The following is an 18,894-nucleotide window of genomic DNA, read 5'->3' as shown; positions in this document are numbered from 1 at the left end:
TCTGTTCGCAATCTATGAACTTGACGCCCATTCGATTAAGCGACCCTTGTCTTGTGAAAACTGGCACCATGCTCTCCAGCCGGTAGCGCAACCTCCACCTTCTCAAAGACCACGTCGGCTGGCAGGAGTGACCGGCCTTGTCACCCACCTACGCGACCCCGGCACAGCCATGCTCCTCGCTTAGAAGGCTGCGAGACCAGCGATGTCAAACAGGACAGACGATCTCCTAATCTCGATCAGCAACGAACTTACGACGTAAAAACGCGATGGAGCGATCTCCGAATGTCCGCAGGCGTCGAGGGCCGGGTTGGTCGCCAGGGCCGAGCGGGCCAGCTTGCACTCCCGCTACCCGTCGGCTTGCCAAACCCTCGCTGTAGATTTCGCCCCCCCCACACGGATGCGCTGACCGCGACTAAGCTCAATCGCCACTGATCGCCAATCCAGGGCGAAAGTTCCCCCCTTGAAGTAGCGGTAGAGGCATTTTTTCGGCACTTCGCATCTTAGATATGGACGCCTCCTCAACCAGGCACGATCCGGTTTGGCTTCTCGCCGTAACCGTGCTGGCCAAGTGCGTCCGATGGCTGCTTCGATCCGTCTCCTGGAATGATCGGTTCCAGATTGCTCAAGCGCATCGTCCTTCCTCGCCATCAACTGGCGGATAGCGCTCGGCCACCTTTTTCCAGCAATTAGTATACCGCAAATGTCCCTTGAGTTTCGTCGGAATGGGCGCCTTTTGCCGACGAATCTACGGGATCCGTGCCAAACGCCGTTGAAACTTAAACTTTCGCTTTCACCGTTGCCTCAGGGCGGACAAAGGTATCGGTGAATTGGACTTCACTGGTTTCGTGACGACAAGGCTATAGTATTGATCAATCCCCAAGCCTGCCTGCAGCAGTCCCTCCATGAAATCCTGATAGGCGGCCATAGAACGAGATGCGACCCGCATCAAATAATCCACGCGCCCCCCAATTGCCCAGCAGTCCAGGATTTCCGGAATCTCTTGGATTGCAGTTTCGAAGACTCGTTGGTCCTCAAGACGATGGCGATCCAGCACGACTTCTACCATCACAAAGATCATGCCGCCGACGAGTGCAGGACTCAGTCGCGCATAAAATCCCTCAATAATTCCTGCGGCCTTGAGTGCTCGGAGCCGCTCCGAACAGGCCGACGCCGAAAGATGAACTCGTTTTGCAAGCTCACTTTTTGAAATCCGACCGTCTGCCTGAATCTCGGAGAGAATCCGGACGTCCCAACTGTCGAGTTGCACGGGATCGGGTTTCGACTTCATAACCTGTTGCTCTCAAGCAGCGATCGACAGCGCGCCGTGTGCCGATCAATTCTATTATCATTGAAACGACCGAATGTAGCAGTGGAAGGCATCCGTTCCAGGCCCGAGATGTGCTAGAATGGGTATGAAAATCAGCTAAGGAGAGCGATCCGCTGAGAAAAGCTGCAGAAGTAATTTGGCTATCGCCCCAGCGCCTAACGGGCAATGGTGCAGCTGGAGAGGAAGTCGGCGGCGGCAGAGACCTTCTGATAAATAAAATAGATAACCCATTTTCTTGAATCCCCGCTACCGTACTTGATAGACGCGCGACTGCATTCGAGCCTCGATCGCGTGGACGGCATACTCAATGCAGTATTCAGTGGCACATTCAGCTATTGGGGTGAATTGAAGGCCTTGCTCGTCCGGCTCGCCGAGGCGCAAGGCACCGCAAATGCCGCTCGTCGTACGGCGTGCCCAACAATTTGACGCTGGTGTCTGGCCGAAATCGCCTAACTGGGAAGATTCAAACGCCGATGTTGCGTGCGATGCTGTCGGCCGCCATACGCCTACGCCACTCGAGAGGCCCGGAATTGTGAATGGAGTTTCCCTCAACATCGACGGCCATGATAACAGGCATGTCCTGCACATCGAATTCATAGATGGCTTCCATGCCCAGGTCTTCAAAGGCAACGATCCGCGCCTTCTTAATCGATTTTGAAATCAGGTACGCAGCGCCACCCACTGCAGCAAGATAGGGCGTTTTGTGTCTTATAATCGACTCGATGGCCGCCGGTCCCCTTTCCGCTTTGCCGATCATCGCAAAAAGGCCGGTTTCGGCGAGCACCTTGTCCGTAAAATCGTCCAAGCGGCTGGAGGTTGTTGGACCGGCGGGTCCAACGACCTCATTCCTCACTGCCCGGACGGGACCGACATAGTAGATCACGCGTCCCGTCAGATCGACCGGAAGCGGCTTGCCGGCATCGATCAGCTCGACCATTCGTTTGTGGGCAGCGTCACGGCCCGTCAGCATCTTTCCAGACAGCAGGAGCGTTTCACCGCAGCGCCACGATGCCGTCTCTTCCTTCGTCAGCGTATCTAAATTGACCCGCCGGACGCCGGCTGGGTTCAATTCGTCGGCTCCGATGTCGGGCCATTCGCGCAAATCGGGCGGCTGGAGCCTGATGGGTCCAGAGCCGTCCAAAGTAAACTTCAGGTGCCGGTTGGCGGCGCATTGCGGGATGAGCGCCACAGGCTTGGACGCCGCATGAGTAGGATAGGTCGCAACCTTGACGTCAACGACTGTCGTCAGACCACCAAGCCCTTGGGCGCCGATGCCAAGCGCGTTGATCCGCTCATAAAGCTCAATCCGCAGTCCCTCTTCCGGGCTTGACGCCCCCCTTGCGATTAGTTCCGCCATATCGATGGGCTCGTTCATGGCTTCCTTGGCCAGCAGCATCGCCTTTTCAGCGCTACCACCGATACCAACAGAGATCAGCCCAGGCGGACACCATCCGCTGCCCAGGGTCGAAACGGTATTGACCACCCAGTCGGAAACGGAGGCGCTGGGATTAAGGGTGGTAAAACGTGCCTTGTTCTCGGACCCGCCGCCTTTTGCGGCGATAGTGATCTCAATCTGGTCACCTTGCACCAAGTTGACATGGACAACTGCCGGCGTGTTGTCGCGGGTGTTGACCCGTCTAGCGAGGGGATCCGCAACGATCGATGCCCGAAGGGGATTGTCCGGATCGAGATAGGCTTGACGTACGCCCTCATTCACAAGATCAGCGAAACTGGCTGTTGACTTAATGCGGGCATCCATGCCGACCTTTGCGAAGACAACCACAAGTCCGGTGTCCTGACAGATCGGGCGCCGCCCAAAGGCCGCCATGCGGGAGTTCAGCAGAATCTGACCTATGGCATTCTTCGCCGACGGGCTCTGTTCTCGCGTGTATGCGTGAGAAAGAGACCGGATATAATCTGGAGGATGATAGTACGAGATGTACTGAAGGGCGTCGGCGACGCTCCTTGTGATGTCGCGACCTGCGATGGTCCGTGTTCTGTTTCCCACCGGATTTTATCCAAACGAACCGAGGCCATTGACCATTTTCAAAATCTGGAAGCTTCGCACCCCCTGCTCGCCGCCTTCATATCCATAGCCGCTTTGCTTGACGCCCCCATAAGGCGCATCCGCGGAAACCCCTTTCAGGTAATTCACACTAACTGCGCCCGCAGAGAGACCATTGATAAGCTTCTGTTGCGTATCGGCCGCGCCAGTAAACAAGTAGGCGGCCAGACCGTACTCGGTGGCGTTGGCTTCCTCGATCGCCTCTTCGATCGTATCGAAAGGCGCCACGGTGAGAATCGGTCCGAACGGCTCTTCATGAAGCACTCTCGCTTGCTTCGGTACGCCCGTCAGGATGGTTGGCGGCCAGTAAAACCCCGGTCGGTCAAGGGGGATGCCACCGGTCTCGATGCGGGCGCCGCCTTCTACCGCATCCTTGGTCAGGCGCTGCATGGCCTCTATTCGCCGCGCGTTTGCCATTGGCCCCATTTGCGTTGCAGGGTCATCCGGTGGTCCGATCCTGATTCTTCGGACCGCCTCCGTCATCCGGAACAGGAGTTCCTCATAGCGGGACCGGGCGACAAGAATCCTGCTGGGCGCATTACAGCTCTGGCCCGCGCACTCGAATTTGTATTCCGAAATAGCCGGTATCGCCCTTGCCAGATCCGCATCTTCGCACACAATAACCGGGGAATGTCCACCGAGCTCAAGGATGCAACGCTGCAGATTATTCGCGGCCAGCGTGGCTAGCTGTTTTCCAACAGCCGTCGACCCCGTGAACGTCAAGACTTTCACAATTGGCGAACTGAGCAGATGCCGCGATATATGCACAGGAACACCGAACACCAGGTTGACCACGCCTTCTGGTATCCCTGCTTGACGCAAAGATTCCACGATATGGACAGCCACACTTGGCGTCTCCTCGGCCCCTTTGAGGATCACCGGGCAGCCTGCCGCCAGCGCGGGGGCGAGCTTGCGGGCGATAAGAACGGCCGGATAGTTCCATGGCGTAAATGCAGCGACGACACCGAGCGGCTCGGGGCTATCATCCTGTTCGAGCCCAACGGAATCGGGGCCGACAACTCATCGGCATGCCGGCCATTCCATTCCAGCGTTTCGACTGCGCGCGCGTATTCTCCTGTCGCTTCGGCAATCGTCTTTCCCTGTTCGGACGACAGGTCCCTGGCTGCGGCGCCAGCTTTCTCTGCCAGAATGCTGGCGGCAGAGACGAGGATCTCGCCACGCTCTTTGGCGGGTCGTGAGGACCACGCCTTGCGGCTGCGTTCTGCCGAGGCAAGAGCTTCATCCAAGTCTGAAACCGTAGCCGAGGCCACTGAGGCAAATACCTTCTCCGTCGCCGGGTTGATCACCGGCAAAGTGGCTCGGCTACCACCGGCTCGCCATTTGCCATTAATGAAGAGCTCGTAGCTCTTGGCGTCGGACATCACGGGCTCCACTTGACTGAATTCTTGCATACGAGCGCAGTTTCGATATCGAAACTGCTGAACTCGCTTGAGCCAGTTTCATCGCGATGGTCGCGGCGGGTCAAATATCGAATATTGCCGAAATCCATCTGGAATCCAGATCGGGCTGGTCCTTATGGCCGCAAAAGATCATGCCCAGCTTTACAGGTTAGTTTGTCAGGTCGCCTCAGGCGCCACCGCCGCCCAGTCCCGGATTTCAATCAATTTTCTGGCGACCTTCGGAATGAGCTTGCAGACCGCAGAAACGGCCGCAGAACGCTCATCTTTGGGATTTACAGCGAGCACCACGGACCGAGTAATCACCGGATCGACGATCTTGACAGTCCGGACCAGCCCTTGGGAGGCTTCTTTCTGAACCGCAGACGGGGCGAGAATAGAATGCGCTTTTCCCTCTACGACCATGTTGATGATCGTTGAGAGGGAGTCCACTTCAAACCTGACGTCCAGCGCGCAACCGTGTTGTGCGACGACATCAGCCACCGAACGCCTGACATTGTTGTTGCGCATGGGAACCGCCAGGGGGAATTCATGCAGGTCGACCAGCGATATCGCATCTTCAAACGGTGGCTCGCCGGACGGAACCACCAGACAAAGGTCTTCGCGCGCTAGCACCGTCATTCGCCCCACACTGTCTGCTGTGCGGTACAGAACCGCCAGATTGAAGCGTCCAGCCGCCATCCATTCCTCTAGCGGTCCCGTCATACCCTCGACCATCTTGAGGGACACCTTGGGCAGTTCGTGTCTCACCGCCTCAAGCAGCGGACCGCTCAGGACGCGAGCAGCTCCAGACGGAATCCCAATAGTCACCTCCCCGGCAGGGGAAGCGGCTGTGTTGGTCAATTCCACCTCGGTAAGTCGAATTTCTTTGAGAATTGCCCGCGCCCGCTCGAGCAGTTTGGCTCCTGACGCCGTCACGCTCACGCCGGTTCTGTCGCGTATCAGCAGCTGAGTGCCGAAGCCTTCCTCCAATTGGCGTACATGCAGACTCAGCGCACTCTGGGCGACATTCAGAAAGCCAGCGGCCTTCGTGAAACTGCCTGCTTCGACCACGCCGACGAAGTATCTTAACTGCCTGATTTCCACGGGTACTCTTCCGAGGGCGGACTGCAATTGACGCAATCTATCTTAAAATGTGATGGCACGACAGCAATAATTGTGCCGAGCTGCTGACGCTTGCTGTCGTCGTCCCAGTCTTGTTGATCAACCCGCTGAGGACTCAAACGGCCAACTCGGCGCCCGGATCCGTCGCGATGATTTCTCGGGCCCTTCGAATAACCGGTGGATCGACCATCTTTCCGTCCAATGCGAACGCGCCTCTGCCTTGCGCCGTCGCATCTTTTTCCGCCGCGAGGACACGACGGGCCCACTCGAGTTCCTGTGGGCTTGGTGAGAAAGCCTCATTGAATATGGCAACCTGATTTGGATGGATCGCCAAAGCCCCGGTAAAGCCAAGCCGCCGCGCATGGGCCGCGGCCTCACGAAGTCTATCATTGTCTGAGAACTCGCTGATACTTCCTATGAAACCAAGCGGTAGCAAGCCAGCGGCGCGAGCGGCAAACAGAACAGAAAGGTTCGGTGTCAAAAGAAGGTCGAGTTCCGGGGCACCGCCAACGGAGGCACTGAAGTCTTCAGGACCCAGCGCCATTGCAACCATCCTGGGATGGGCCGACGCAATGGCTGAGAGACTTTGTAATGCTGCCGGGGTCTCGATCAAGGCAAGGAACCGGATTCGACCCACCGCAAGATTTCTTTCTCGTTCAAGTTCCGATACCGCATTTGCGATCTCTATTACCCACGCTGCCGAATCCGTCTTCGGAAGGACAAGTGCATCAACACCCGCTACTACGGCTGCATCGAGATCGGCCGCCAAGGCACGCAAACCGCGATTCACGCGAACTAAAACATAAGCGCCCCTGCGGCCCACCTTTGCCACGGATGCAGAAAGCTGGCGCCGTGACTCACCTTTTTGATCCTGGGGAACGGAGTCCTCAAGGTCGAGTATGACGCCATCTGCCCCGCGCTCATGAGCCGCCTCCACAAAGCGCGGAACATGAGCGGGAACAAAGAGCAGAGATCTCCAGCGGGGAACAGACATCGGGCTTTCAACGGCCTGAACGGCGTCATTCATGAAGTCGCCTCTGCGGTCGATTCTAGCGTGGGCGCTGTCAGTGAGTTTGCTGGGCGGCCGTGGCACCCAGAGGGGCCAGGACTAGGCATGCACTCTGTGAATCGCGATCGCGCTTCCTTCCCGACAACAGGCACGCTCATGCTGACGCGGCTCTTGCGCGCAAACCTGCTCGAACCTCCTCGCGGACAGCCTCCGTATGCGCACCAAGGCCCGGAACTGGGCGCAGCGAGGGGCGCTCAGAGTTGAAGATCGCCGCCGGGGCGATCGTCTCTACTGTTCCTTCAGGTGTGCCAATCTCAACCCTGCGAACGTGTGGATGCTTTGAAATGTCCGCCACTTCGTTCAGTCGCCCATATGCCAAACCGGCCGCCTCAAGCTCCTGCATCGCTTCGTGGCAGGACAGCTCGGAAAACCGCAGCTCAATTATCTCATCAAGTTGAGGACGGTGGCCGAGGCGCTCCATGTTGTCGGCGAAACCAAGTGCACGCGTGAGCTCAGGCCGCTTCAGGAATTTCTCGCAGAAATTCACCCATTCCCGGTCATTCTGCACGGAAAAGATGACGTCCTTGCCATCGGCGCAGCGATAGGCGCCATAAGGCGCCAGCGAGGGGTGTTTCACGCCCGCGCGTACCGTGTGGTAGCTGCTGTAGTCGTGTTGCAGGACCGGCACGTTCATCCAATCGGCGACGGCATCGAACAGGGACACCTGAATGCTAGCCCCTTCGCCAGTGACCTCGCGATGATACAGCGCCTGAAGTATGGCGCTATGTGCCGTCATGCCTGCCGAGATGTCGCAAACCGACACACCCACACGGGCGGGTCCCTGTTGCGTCCCGGTGATCGCACACAGACCGGTTTCGGCTTGGACGATGAGATCATAGGCCTTGAGGTGAGAAAATGGCCCCCCCTCCCCAAATCCCGAAATGTCGCAGGTGATTAGCCGCGGAAAACGGCGACGCAGATCCGCAGATCCGAAGCCGAGTTTTTCGATGCTGCCTGGCTTCAGATTCTGGATAAAGACGTCAGCAGCAGCAACAAGCGTGTCCAGCACAGCACGGTCCGCCTCCAACCTCAAATCCAAGCATACTGACTCCTTACCCCGGTTGAGCCAAACGAAATAGGCGCTTTGCCCCCGCACCAACTTATCGTATTTCCGGGCAAAGTCTCCCTCAGGCCTCTCAACCTTGATCACCCGGGCGCCTGCATCGGCAAGACGAGACGATGCATACGGTGCAGCAACGGCCTGCTCCACAGCTACGACAGTGATCCCCTCAAGAGAGTTCTGCATGCAACACCGCGCTCTTCATCCAACATTTTCGTTTTGAGCCCGACGACGATTCAGCATCGCAAGCAACCGATTCTGTTCATTGCCCACGATCGAGAATGCCTCGTCGACTCCCATTCCAGGCTTCGCAAGCATCATGTCTGCCTGGGTCGCCATCGATATGTGGACGGAAGCCTGGGCAGAGAGATCTGTCTCGGTACAGCTTCCTCCAACGTACGCGCCTACCTTGTTCTCCTTACACAGGAGCACTGCACGTGCCGTGTCAGCCAATGAGCCGACATCAGGCGTCTTGATTTGAATGAGATGCGCGGCCTTCGCTTCGGCAAAGAGCCGAATATCCTCGAGCGTGTTGCACCTTTCGTCCACGACAATGCGAGCGGTGGAACCCCGGTTGTCCAAAATTGATACGATCTTGGCGTAGTTCTCAATTTGAGCTTGCGTCGAACCAAAATCCGCCGGGGACTCGACATTGAGGGTGAAACCCGGAACAGCGTCGGCGACCCTGCAGATAAAGTCGGCGATGAGTTGCGGCTCCAGGCTGATTTCCTGGCCGATCCAGCCATACACATCGAAATGCAGCACCGGATGATACCCCGGGCGGCCAATTTCGCGCGTCCGCGCCGCAACCCACTTCACGAACTCCATGAAGGCCTGGCCCTCGACGCCGAATTTCTGCCGTGAGTTGATCAGGCCGTGGGGAAGTATATCTACCGCTTTCAAGATCATTTTGTCGACGTTGATTTCGCGAGCATCGCCGCTTTGGCAGTAGATCGGAACCCTGCGAATTGGCAGCGGCAGGTTAAATTCACTGCAAACGACTTCCGCCATCGTGGTACTTTGAAGATGGGCCGAGGCGCGAAGGAGCGCCTGGCTAACGCCATACTCAATCGCGAGAGGTAACCGCTGGTGCTGGAGAGGCTCAAAAACCTTTGCACAGGCATCGAGATAACGAGATACGTCGACATTGAGAAGCCGGGGCACGACTATACGCGAGGTTAACTCCGAGATTTGAGCACTCTCAAACAAAGGATCTCGTCCTCCAGCACCAGAATATTGAACGCTCATCATGTCACCCCAAACCACGGCCCCGTCGGTGAGAGCAAGCCCGATGCTGAGCGAAGATGCCGGAACGCGGATGGACGTGAACCCAATCGCTGTCGCCTCGCCGCTATAGACGAAACCGTCCTGGGGCGCGCCGGCCCTGATGGCACCCTGATCGTCATAGAAAAAAGCGCCATTGCCAGGCGCAAGGAGGACGTCTTTGATCTGCATTTCACTTCGCTCGATTTTCGGACATCGTTGATGGCAGTTGGATTTGCTGCGCCGACTATGCACCACTTGATCTTGAGTTCGCCAACATAATGTCCCGGACGGTCCCATCGCGTTTTCAGATGGCCGGCGTCAGACACATGCACCCCGTATTCCGGCAAGCATTCGACGAACGTCGAATTATTGTATAGGTGGACATTGCAACGTCGTACTCACCTCATTTGGGTTAGCATTCGCGCATTAACCAGAATGCGTCTGAAATGCGCGTCAATCCAATCCCTTCATAGAAGCCGACAGAGTTGGGTGTAGAGATCAAAGCTATGGCCACAGCAGGCCCGAGTTGCCGGCGGGCTTCATACAGGAGGCCCTTGCCGATGCCGAGGCCTTGCGCCGACGCCGATACGGCAAGCTCGGAGACGTAGCAGATCCAGGAAAAGTCAGTAACGCATCGAAGTACTCCGACCAGCTTCCGCCCCGGCCGATGGAGCCGGGCCGTCAGCACCAAGTCGGCTTGGCGGAGCATCGCATGCAGCCGAAGCTCGCCATGGGTCGCCCCGAAGCCGGATTCGGCCAACACGCGGCAGAATTCGGCCGGGTCAAGGTTCGGCTCACTAACGTAAAGGATCTCAGATTGTTCGCTCATGCCAACCCCTTAACAAAAATTGATTGATCTAAGCTTACGCAATACCTTGTATTCGCAGCCGGTGCCGAGATTTTCGCCCTGACTGCGTGAAACCAGCAGTAGCTTGTGGCGGATTTTGGCACGAAGAGCTGCGCAGCAACTGCCCTATCCAGAACACAGCTTACTAGTCAGTTGAACGACTATGCTTTGTCATCTGCGTGCAAGTGCCCTGCCGAAGCGACTGCTTGCGTCTCAGTCCGCTTTAACCAGTGTCTAATCCGTGCTTCGACGGCGCCCCTTTTTAAACGGCAATCTCAGCTCGCGCGCCTACCTAGGATAGTAGGCTGCATCGCGGGGCGGCGAGGTTTATAAAAAACGGGACTGTTGGAGAGCAAAAGATGTTGCCGTTAGTTCGCCCCAGAAATGCTATATTTGAAATCAATCTTGGGGCTATTCAGGCGAACTTCCGGGCCATCACGGCCCTCGTTGGGTTAGGCGTAAGGGTCGCCGCTGTCGTCAAGAGCGACGCCTATGGACTTGGTGTTGTAGAGATTGCAAGGGCGCTTATTCATGTCGGCTGCGATCTGCTCTTCGTCGGCAATCTTGAGGAAGCGCTGCTTCTAAGATCGTCCCATGTAGACGAGGCAATCGCGGTTTTTTGCGATGATTTCGCGAAATTTGGTAGATTCTACCAATCCAATAACCTCATACCGGTTGTGAACAATTGCGCCGAATTGGAAGCCGTTATTGCAACAGGAACGAAGACATATTTTCTTAACGTGGAAACGGGATTTTCCCGCTTTGGGCTCGCCATTGCGGACGTGCGTCGCGCGTATTTTTCTGGTACGTTCGACATGTATCCCCCTTCGGTCGTACTCAGCCATCTAGCGTGCAGCGAAACCGTTGCGGACCCAACTAATGTGCTGCAACGGAACCGCTTCCGGGCGATCTACGATCTGATTAAGCCCACCTGCGGCAGTCTCGCAGCGTCCGCCGGTATCTGGCTAGGTAAATCCTATCATTTCGACATGGTACGGGTGGGCTCAGCCCTGTACGGGCTCAACGATGCTGGCATTCGACCAAATCCGCTGCAAGCGGTTGCAAGGCTCCGAGCGAAAATACTCGACGTGCGCAATGTCGCTAGGCGGGAGGCTGTTGGCTACGGTGCGACATTTCGTACGGGTCGAGCTACCCGCGTAGCGACCGTCGGGATCGGCTACACACATGGCCTTCCATGGGCCTGCGCGAACAAGATATCAGCTCGGTTCGCAGGTTATTCGGCCCCTCTAATCGGAACAATATGCATGGAGAACATGACAATTGATATAACAGATGTTCCAGAAGCGCTTTGTGGGCCAGGTAACTTTGTGGAATTACTGGGAAATGATTTTACCTTAGATGACCTTGCAGAAGCTGTGGGCCTCAGCCCACACGAAGTCTTAACCCGCCTAGGTGCTGGTTGCACAAGACGGTATCTGAATTCTTCCTTGTTACCTACGACCCCTAGGAATAAGGCGTTAGACTTTGATGGCAGCAGCGAGATGAATGATGGCAAGGCACGCCTTTGATTTCGTTATGGCGCTCCCATGGAGAACTTGGTCCATAGGGCATCCTTTGATTCGAAAGATAAGGATGCCCCATCAAAGCCCCGGATCAAACATGTAGCTAGGTCAGGACTCATTGATCCAGAAGATGAAGGCTGCAGCGAAGGCGATAGCCGACAGGAAGGTGTGAGCACATCGGTCGTATCTGGTGTGGATGCGTCGCCAGTCTTTGAGGCGTGCGAACATGTTCTCGATCCTGTGACGTTGCCGGTATCGGACAGGATCATAGCTGTGCTGAACACGATGCTTGGCATGGGGTGGGATGCATGGCCTGATACCGCGCTCGACGAGCGCCTGGCGGAAGGCCGCTGAACTGTAGGCCCGATCGGCCAGCAGGGCGTTGGCGGCGGGCAAATCCTCGATCACGGCCGCAGCAGTCTTGTGATCATTGGTCTGCCCTTCGCTCAGATGCAGCAGCCGCGGACGTCCCTTGGTGGTCAGTCCGCCTCGGCTGCGTCCGATACATCGGGATAGAGTTTTTTAAGGAGGCTGGCGGCAGTGCGGTGCGCTTTGAGATGGGTGGCATCGATCATCAGATTGTCCGTTTCGCCGCCCTGCGCGGCCAGTTCCGCTAGGATGCGGTTGAACACACCCAGCCGACTCCAGCGGATGAAGCGGTTGTAGATGGTCTTGTACGGACCGTAGTCGGAAGGGACATCTCGCCAGCGAAGGCCATTTCGGATCACGAACAGGATGCCGCTCAGCACCCGGCGGTCATCCACACGCGGAACACCATGCGACAAAGGAAAATAGGACTCGATCCGGCGCATCTGCTCCGGCGTCAACATCAGCAAATCACTCAAGGCAGCACCTCCTGCCACCCTGAATCACCAAACAGATATCAACTCAATAGATTATGGGTCCTGACCCTAGCTTTGATTCCGATTGTAACATAGAAATGCCTAATTGCCCGAGCATCGGACCTGGTCTAGAATCCAAGCCATACGAAGTGCTGCTTCTTCGGCTACACTAGGCCCATGTGAAGCGCCGCCGTGGCCACCGACCATACGCATGTGGAAAACAAGACCTGGGTCTCGACCGGCCGTAAAGGAACGTCGCTGGGCAACGTACCGAGCAGGCTGGTAGTAGAGCACCTGGCTGTCGTCGAGCGCGGCGTCGACGTAAGTTGGCGGGCGCGGGCGATCGGCACTGAGGTTGTAGTAAGGATCGTAGCTGCGCAGGTGCCGATATTCGTCGGCTATGTGGGGATCGCCGTACTCCGCTATTTCCGGCAGCGCGTACGGCATCGTGAAGTCCAGCTCGGTATCTATGATGTCGGCGAGCGGAACCTCGGCGAGTACGGCGCGGAACAAGTCGGGCCGCAAGTCGGCCGTGGCAAGCACGGTACCCCCGCCAGCGCTCGCTCCCTCAATGACGATGCCGTCGCCGGTGGCGACCCCCTGCCTAACAAGCGCCTCGACAGCGACGATCAGATCTGTGTGGGTGATACGTTTTCGATCGCGGGTAGCCGCCTCGTGCCACGGACGTCCAAGCTCCCCGCCTCCCCGTACGTGCACGATGCCGAAAGCAACTCCGCGATCGAGCAGGCTCAAACGTTTGGTCATGGATGAGGGCCAAGTGAAAAACGAGGGCCATCTCGGTTTTCCATAACAGCCGTAGACATTCAATAACACCGGCCCTGGGGTGGTTCGATCGCGCCGCGCGACGAGCGAAATTGGTATATCCACCCCGTCTTCCGCCTGCGCCATGACGACCGTCGCCACGTATTGAGCCGGGTCATATCCGGGAACGCGGGCCTGGTACAGGACTGCCGATCGGTCGTCGGCGAGATCATGCTCTACAAACGTGTCGGGCGTCACGAATGAGCTAACCGAGTAGACCAACTTCGAGCTTCGGAACGGATGCCGTGCGACCGAATAGCTACCCCCTGCAGACAAGCCGACCTTAAGAGTGCAGCTCGGCTCGTCGGGAACGATCGTGGCGGCGACCCCCCCGCTTCGGTTATGCGAGACGAGGCGAGGACGAAGGCCCTCTCGTTCCAGGACAACCAGGTGCTGGTCGAGCACGTGGACCTCCTCAAGCGTCACGCCCGCTCGATGCGGGATGACCTCCTCCCAGCACGATGGTGACGGGTCACCTATCGGCGCACACACGAGCCGCCAGTAGGGTCCAGCGTCGTTTACCCGAAACAAGAACCTGTCGCCCCAGTGCTCGGCAAAGACATGGTGGCCAAGATCACGCGCCACAATCCGGCGCCACCCAACGCCCGGCTGGTCGGCAGGAAGGCACCACACCTCCACCGCCCCGGCGTTGTCCATAACGTCCAAAAGCAGCCAGGCGCCGCTATCAGAGCGCCAAATCCGCAAGTTCAGTCGCTCGTCCGCCTCCTCGAACACTACCTCAGAGTGCGAATCGTTGACGTCCAGGCGTATAAGCTCATGGCGTTGCCGCCGCCGGTCCGCCCGCTCCCGCGTGAAAAAGAGCGTGTTGCCGTCCGCGGTCCAAGTAACCATCCCAGCCCGCCTCGAGCCCGTCCAGACGTCATGGCCGGTCTCTATGTCCCGCACCCTAAGCTCGAAGTTCTCGTCCCCGATGACATCGAAGCTGAACGCCACGTAACGCCCGTCGTCACTCGGCTCGAAGACACCGAGCGAATAGAAGATCTCGGCCCCCGGGATCGCGTTCGGGTCGAGAACAAGCTCGGCCGAGCCTCCGGTCACCGGCCGGCGCCACCACGCAGGATGAGACAGGCCCCGCCCGTGTCTTTCGAAGTACTCGAAAGGCCCAACCTGGAAGGTTGGTGGGGCGCCCTCGCAGGTGTGACGCCCTTCGATCTCGGCGATAAGTTCCGCCTTGAGCCCTTCCAGGTGGGCTGTCGCTTGCTGCGCGTAGCTGTTCTCGGCTTCAAGATACGCGCGGACGTCGGGATTCTCCCAGTCCCTGAGCCAGCCATACGAGTCTATCGTGACGTCGCCATGAAGGACCCGGATCCGTGCCTCGGAACGAGGAAGCGGTGGCTGCAGGTGCTTGTCTACCATCACAAGGCCCTCAGGAAAAAAGAGCAAGGAATTGGCGCGGCAGTCCGCGAGCAGACAGTTTGTGCATCAATGTTGCTCCTAGGCGATATAGTGTAAACCGTTTAACGAGCCACGGTGCGTTATTACCAACATCCGTTAATTCCGTTCTGGCAGAATAGCGCTTCGAGTGCCCTATTATTACTTACTGTCAGACGGAACCATGGTCGGCACTTTTCAGGTTGGGTGTCGACAATTCTGCTTTCGCACCTGACGTCGGCAGCCAGCATGCGGACATATGCTGCGGCCCGACTTCGATGGCCGGCGGCTCCTCCTCCTTGCACCGGTCGAAAGCAAGCGGGCAGCGAGGATGGAAACGACAGCCCTTCGGCACGCGTGCGGCGCTTGGAACCTCTCCTTGCAACGCCGGCAGCTCGAAGCGACTTGCGTCGCTGCGAATCTGCGGCGTGGCGTTGCGCAACGCGACCGTATAGGGATGCCGGGGGTTGAATGTGATGTCATCGGCGCTGCCGATCTCGACCAATCTCCCAAGATATAAGACTGCAATCCGGTCGGCGATCAGCCAGGCGAGCGGCAGGTCGTGGGTGATGAACAGTAGCGCCATGTTGTGCTTGGCGCGCAGGTCAACCAGGACCTGAAGAATTTGTGCGCGTATCGATACATCGAGCATCGACACGGGCTCGTCGGCAACGATGAGCTCCGGCTTCACGGCAAGCGCTCCGGCAATCACGACGCGCTGGCGCTGGCCGCCGGAGAGTTCGTGTGGGAAGCGGGCGAAGAAATCACCGGGAGGATTGAGCCCGGCCGCCGAAAGCGCTTCGCTGACCCTTTCTGTGAGTTGAGCATGGTTCTTGACCAGCCGCAGGGAGCGCAACGGCTCTGCCACACTGTCGAACACGGTGTGTCGCGGGTTGAGCGCCTGATAAGCATCCTGAAAGATCATTTGCACGCGTCGCCGGTAGGGACGCAGAGCCGAGAAGCCCTTTGCAGACGTCATATCGCGGCCCTCAAACAGCAACCTGCCTCCTGTGGGCTGGGCTAGCTTGGTGATGACGCGGCCCACTGTCGTCTTGCCGCTTCCGGATTCTCCAACCAGGGCGACGATTTCACCTCGTCCAATGTTGAGGTCGACTCCATCCGCCGCACGCACCGCCCCGGCAGATCGCCCCAGGACCCGGTCGAACAGTCCGCCCTGGATAGGAAAATGGACCTTCAGGCTCTCGAGACTCAGGATGTCGGAGGTGTCAGGCATGAACTGCAACCCTGCCTTCTTGCGAGGAACGGTGAAGGTGACAGGCGACGCGTCCCCACCCGAACTTTTCGAGGCTGGGAACTTCGGTCGTGCAGACCCCCGTTGCTGACGGGCAACGTGGATGGAAGGCGCAGCCTGACGGTCGATTCATTAAGTTGGGAGGATCACCGGGGATAGGGCGAATTATCCGTATGCCGCTCGCCGGGTTGGGGATCGATTCGATCAGCAGGCGAGTGTAGGGATGTTTGGGCTTAGCGAAGATCTCCGCGACGGTTCCATCCTCGACTATCCGGCCGGCGTACATGATCATCACGCGATCACACGACTCAGCGACGACAGACAGGTCGTGGGTGATTAAAATGAGCGCTAGGTTAAGCTGCGATCGCAACTTCCCCAACAGCTTGAGGATCTGAGCCTGTGTGATGACGTCGAGCGCCGTGGTCGGCTCGTCACCGATGATGATCGAGGGGCGACATGCGAGCGCCATGGCAATCATCACTCTTTGACGCATACCGCCCGACAACTCGTGGGGATAGGCAGTGCCGCGATCCGTCGGAATGCCGACGAGTTCTAGAACCTCCCGTGCCCGCGCGGTCGCCTCGGCACGCGACATGCCGAGCTTCAGGATGCATGGCTCGGCGATTTGCTTGATAATGCGGTGAACGGGATTGAGCGCATTCATCGCGCCCTGGAAAACGACGGACGTCTCGGTCCAGCGATGTGGCCGCATCGCCGCATCATTGTCGATCGACAGCAGGTTACCACGATAGCGCACTTGGCCGCCGCTGACCCGTGCATTGGGCGATAGTAGACCAGCGATCGCCATGGCGGTGGTAGTCTTGCCACTGCCCGATTCACCGACGAGGCCAACGGCCTCTCCAGCCTGGAGCGCGAAGCTCACGCGGTCGATCGCTCGCAATGAAACGCCCTTGAGCCGATACTCAACAGAAAGCCCGTCGACTTCCAAAAGCGATGCCTTGTCTTGGGAGAGGTTTGTCATGGGATCACCCTCTGCCGTGGATTGAACGTGTCGTCGAGGGCATTGCCGACCAGGACGAAGCTAAGGGAAACCGCGAGGGCGCACAGCCCGGGGGCGCCGAGGTACCACCAAGCTCCGGTACTGGCCGCACCGGCGCGCTGAGCGAGCGAAAGCAAAGTGCCCCATGAAGGCTGCAATGGGTCGCCAAGCCCGAGGAACGAGAGCGACGTCTCGACATAGATTGCGCCAGCGACGACCAGCGCACCATTCGCTGCGATTTGCGGAACGAGATTGGGGAGGATATGCCGCACCATGATGCTCAAATTGCTGCTGCCCACAACTCGTGCGCGATCAATGAATGTTCGCTCCTTAAGCGATAGTGTCTGACTGCGAACGATACGGGCGACAAACGCCCAGCTTGTTATGCCGATGACGACAAGGATCACGAAGAGGGAAGGACGGAAGCCGAGGATTTCTCTGCCCCGCCCCATTACTTCGAGCACCACGGGTGTGATGACCAGCGCAAGGACGAAGGACGGCATGACGAAAAAGAAATCCGTCAGCCGCATCAGCCAGACGTCAACTCTGCCACCGTAGTAGCCAGCAATGATACCAACCGTAGTGCCGACGACGAGGCTGATGACGGTCGCCAGCAGCGCGATCGTGAGCGATATCCGGGCACCATGGACGACCAGATTGAGCACGTCACGCCCCACCTCATCGGTCCCCAGCAGATGCTGGCTTGATGGTGGAACGAGGAAATCACCAGTTGCGGTGGCTACGGTCTCAAGTGGACCTACGAGGATATTGGGCACAGCAGAGAGGACAAGGAAAAACACCAGACACAACAGGCCGAGCTGAGCCCCGGCGTGACCAAGAAGATTGGATAGAAAGCTCTTGATCGCTCTCGCCCGGCTACGCGAGGAATATCGCACGATACTTTCACTCATTGCCGGATTCGCGGATCAAGAATGCCGTAGGCAAGATCGGCTAGGAGGTTCGCGACAACGATCGATACACCAAGCAACAGGAATATCCCTTGAAGAACTGGGTAGTCCCGCGCGTTGAGCGCTTCGACCGTGAGACCACCAATTCCCGGCCAGGCGAAGACGGCTTCGACGGTGATCGCACCAGCGACCACGTAGCCAAGATTGAGAGTAATCAAGGTCACGAGCGGCAGCATTGCGTTACGAAATGCATGGCGCATCAGCATCTGACCGTTGGTAAGTCCCTTGGCGCGTGCGGTCACCATGTAGTCCTCAGTAACGACGTCACTCATCGCTGCACGCGCGACCACAACGTATTGCCCGATCAGCCCAAGGGCTACCGCGGCGACCGGAAGTGCGAGATGTCGCAAGTAGTCTAGGATCTTATCAGTTGAACCTATGCTAGCGCCGGGTGAATAGATGCCATAACCCGGAAACCACCCCAATGCCGTGCTAAAAATGACTACTAGTACCATAGCAAGCCAGAAAGACGGCGTAGAATAGAGCGCTAGAGATGCTCCCATGGCGATACGGTCGACAGCTCCTCCTCTGCGCCAACCCGCATAGAGCCCAAGCATGACACCGCATAGCATGGCGATTAATTGGGCCAAGCCAACCAGGGCGATGGTGGCCGGCAAGCGCTCCCAAATAAGGTCAGAGACAAGTCTACCCCTGAACTTGAAGCTGTAGCCGAGATCGCCATGTAGAGTTGCCGACAGGTAGTCAAGTATCTGGTCCGGGAAAAGCGGCCGGTCGAGTCCCCAGTTCTGGCGCTGCGCCTCGATCCGTTCAGCGGACACGCTCATCCGAGCACCGCCAAGCAGAAGCGCTGCAGGGTCACCGGGAATGACCCTGAACAGGACGAAGTTCAGTGTGGCCACCATCGAAAGAGTTATGGCCGCCCTGATCAGGACATTCCCAATGCGGCTTGTTCGCCCTTCCTGTGCGTTGCCAGCCACG

The 18,894-nt window shown here is 57.9% G+C and carries 13 protein-coding genes and 2 pseudogenes; 1 reads left to right on the top strand and 14 read right to left on the bottom strand.

What is annotated here, in order from left to right; translation table 11 throughout:
* Positions 1-790: 790 nt before the first annotated feature.
* The 8 genes and pseudogenes from EJ072_RS17415 to EJ072_RS17380 form a co-directional block, all read right to left on the bottom strand.
* Positions 791-1,288 (bottom strand): Lrp/AsnC family transcriptional regulator, encoded by a 498-nt coding sequence (locus EJ072_RS17415; RefSeq protein WP_126080672.1) that lies wholly within the window; start codon positions 1,286-1,288, stop codon positions 791-793.
* A 502-nt stretch (positions 1,289-1,790) separates the two neighbouring features.
* Complete coding sequence (locus tag EJ072_RS17410) at positions 1,791-3,335, bottom strand: fumarate hydratase (RefSeq protein ID WP_126080671.1); 1,545 nt, start codon at positions 3,333-3,335, stop codon at positions 1,791-1,793.
* 6 nt (positions 3,336-3,341) lie between these two features.
* Positions 3,342-4,774: pseudogene (locus EJ072_RS17405) on the bottom strand (NAD-dependent succinate-semialdehyde dehydrogenase).
* Between the two features lie 195 nt (positions 4,775-4,969).
* Positions 4,970-5,896: a LysR family transcriptional regulator gene (locus EJ072_RS17400; RefSeq protein WP_126080670.1), complete on the bottom strand. Its 927-nt coding sequence runs from the start codon at positions 5,894-5,896 to the stop codon at positions 4,970-4,972.
* A gap of 133 nt (positions 5,897-6,029) precedes the next feature.
* Complete coding sequence (locus tag EJ072_RS17395) at positions 6,030-6,941, bottom strand: CoA ester lyase (RefSeq protein ID WP_126080669.1); 912 nt, start codon at positions 6,939-6,941, stop codon at positions 6,030-6,032.
* A 136-nt stretch (positions 6,942-7,077) separates the two neighbouring features.
* Positions 7,078-8,229 carry a CaiB/BaiF CoA-transferase family protein gene (locus tag EJ072_RS17390; protein ID WP_126080668.1) on the bottom strand — a complete coding sequence of 384 codons (1,152 nt, stop codon included), beginning with the start codon at positions 8,227-8,229 and terminating at the stop codon, positions 7,078-7,080.
* Positions 8,230-8,244: 15 nt separating this feature from the next.
* On the bottom strand, positions 8,245-9,498 hold the full coding sequence (locus tag EJ072_RS17385; RefSeq protein WP_126080667.1) for a methylaspartate ammonia-lyase: 1,254 nt from the start codon (positions 9,496-9,498) through the stop codon (positions 8,245-8,247).
* Between the two features lie 223 nt (positions 9,499-9,721).
* Positions 9,722-10,138, bottom strand: coding sequence for a GNAT family N-acetyltransferase (locus EJ072_RS17380; protein WP_126080666.1), 417 nt, complete (start codon positions 10,136-10,138; stop codon positions 9,722-9,724).
* A 377-nt stretch (positions 10,139-10,515) separates the two neighbouring features.
* Between EJ072_RS17380 and alr the strand changes: the two genes are divergently transcribed.
* The gene (alr, locus tag EJ072_RS17375) at positions 10,516-11,685 is read left to right on the top strand and encodes an alanine racemase (RefSeq protein ID WP_126080665.1); all 1,170 of its coding nucleotides are present in this window, start codon (positions 10,516-10,518) and stop codon (positions 11,683-11,685) included.
* Positions 11,686-11,787: 102 nt separating this feature from the next.
* On the opposite strand, the pseudogene EJ072_RS17370 reads toward alr, so the two are convergent.
* The 6 genes and pseudogenes from EJ072_RS17370 to EJ072_RS17345 form a co-directional block, all read right to left on the bottom strand.
* Positions 11,788-12,524, bottom strand: a pseudogene (locus tag EJ072_RS17370) (IS5 family transposase).
* A gap of 99 nt (positions 12,525-12,623) precedes the next feature.
* Entirely contained in the window at positions 12,624-14,720 is a 2,097-nt protein-coding gene (locus EJ072_RS17365; protein ID WP_126080664.1) for a S9 family peptidase, read from the bottom strand.
* Between the two features lie 187 nt (positions 14,721-14,907).
* Positions 14,908-15,969 carry an ABC transporter ATP-binding protein gene (locus EJ072_RS17360; RefSeq protein WP_126080663.1) on the bottom strand — a complete coding sequence of 354 codons (1,062 nt, stop codon included), beginning with the start codon at positions 15,967-15,969 and terminating at the stop codon, positions 14,908-14,910.
* A complete protein-coding gene (locus tag EJ072_RS17355) occupies positions 15,962-16,969 on the bottom strand; it encodes an ABC transporter ATP-binding protein (protein WP_126080662.1) in 1,008 nt (335 codons plus the stop codon). The genes EJ072_RS17360 and EJ072_RS17355 overlap by 8 nt, the downstream gene beginning before the upstream one ends.
* Positions 16,966-17,898, bottom strand: a complete 933-nt coding sequence (locus tag EJ072_RS17350; protein WP_126080661.1) for an ABC transporter permease — start codon at positions 17,896-17,898, stop codon at positions 16,966-16,968. The genes EJ072_RS17355 and EJ072_RS17350 overlap by 4 nt, the downstream gene beginning before the upstream one ends.
* Positions 17,895-18,893, bottom strand: a complete 999-nt coding sequence (locus tag EJ072_RS17345) for an ABC transporter permease (protein WP_281013029.1) — start codon at positions 18,891-18,893, stop codon at positions 17,895-17,897. Before EJ072_RS17345 ends, EJ072_RS17350 begins: the two co-directional genes overlap by 4 nt.
* Position 18,894 lies beyond the last annotated feature (1 nt).

It is taken from the genome of Mesorhizobium sp. M2A.F.Ca.ET.046.03.2.1 (assembly GCF_003952425.1).
GTDB lineage: Bacteria > Pseudomonadota > Alphaproteobacteria > Rhizobiales > Rhizobiaceae > Mesorhizobium.
Note: the sequence above shows the minus strand (reverse complement) of the source record. Positions and strands in the feature narration are given on the sequence as shown.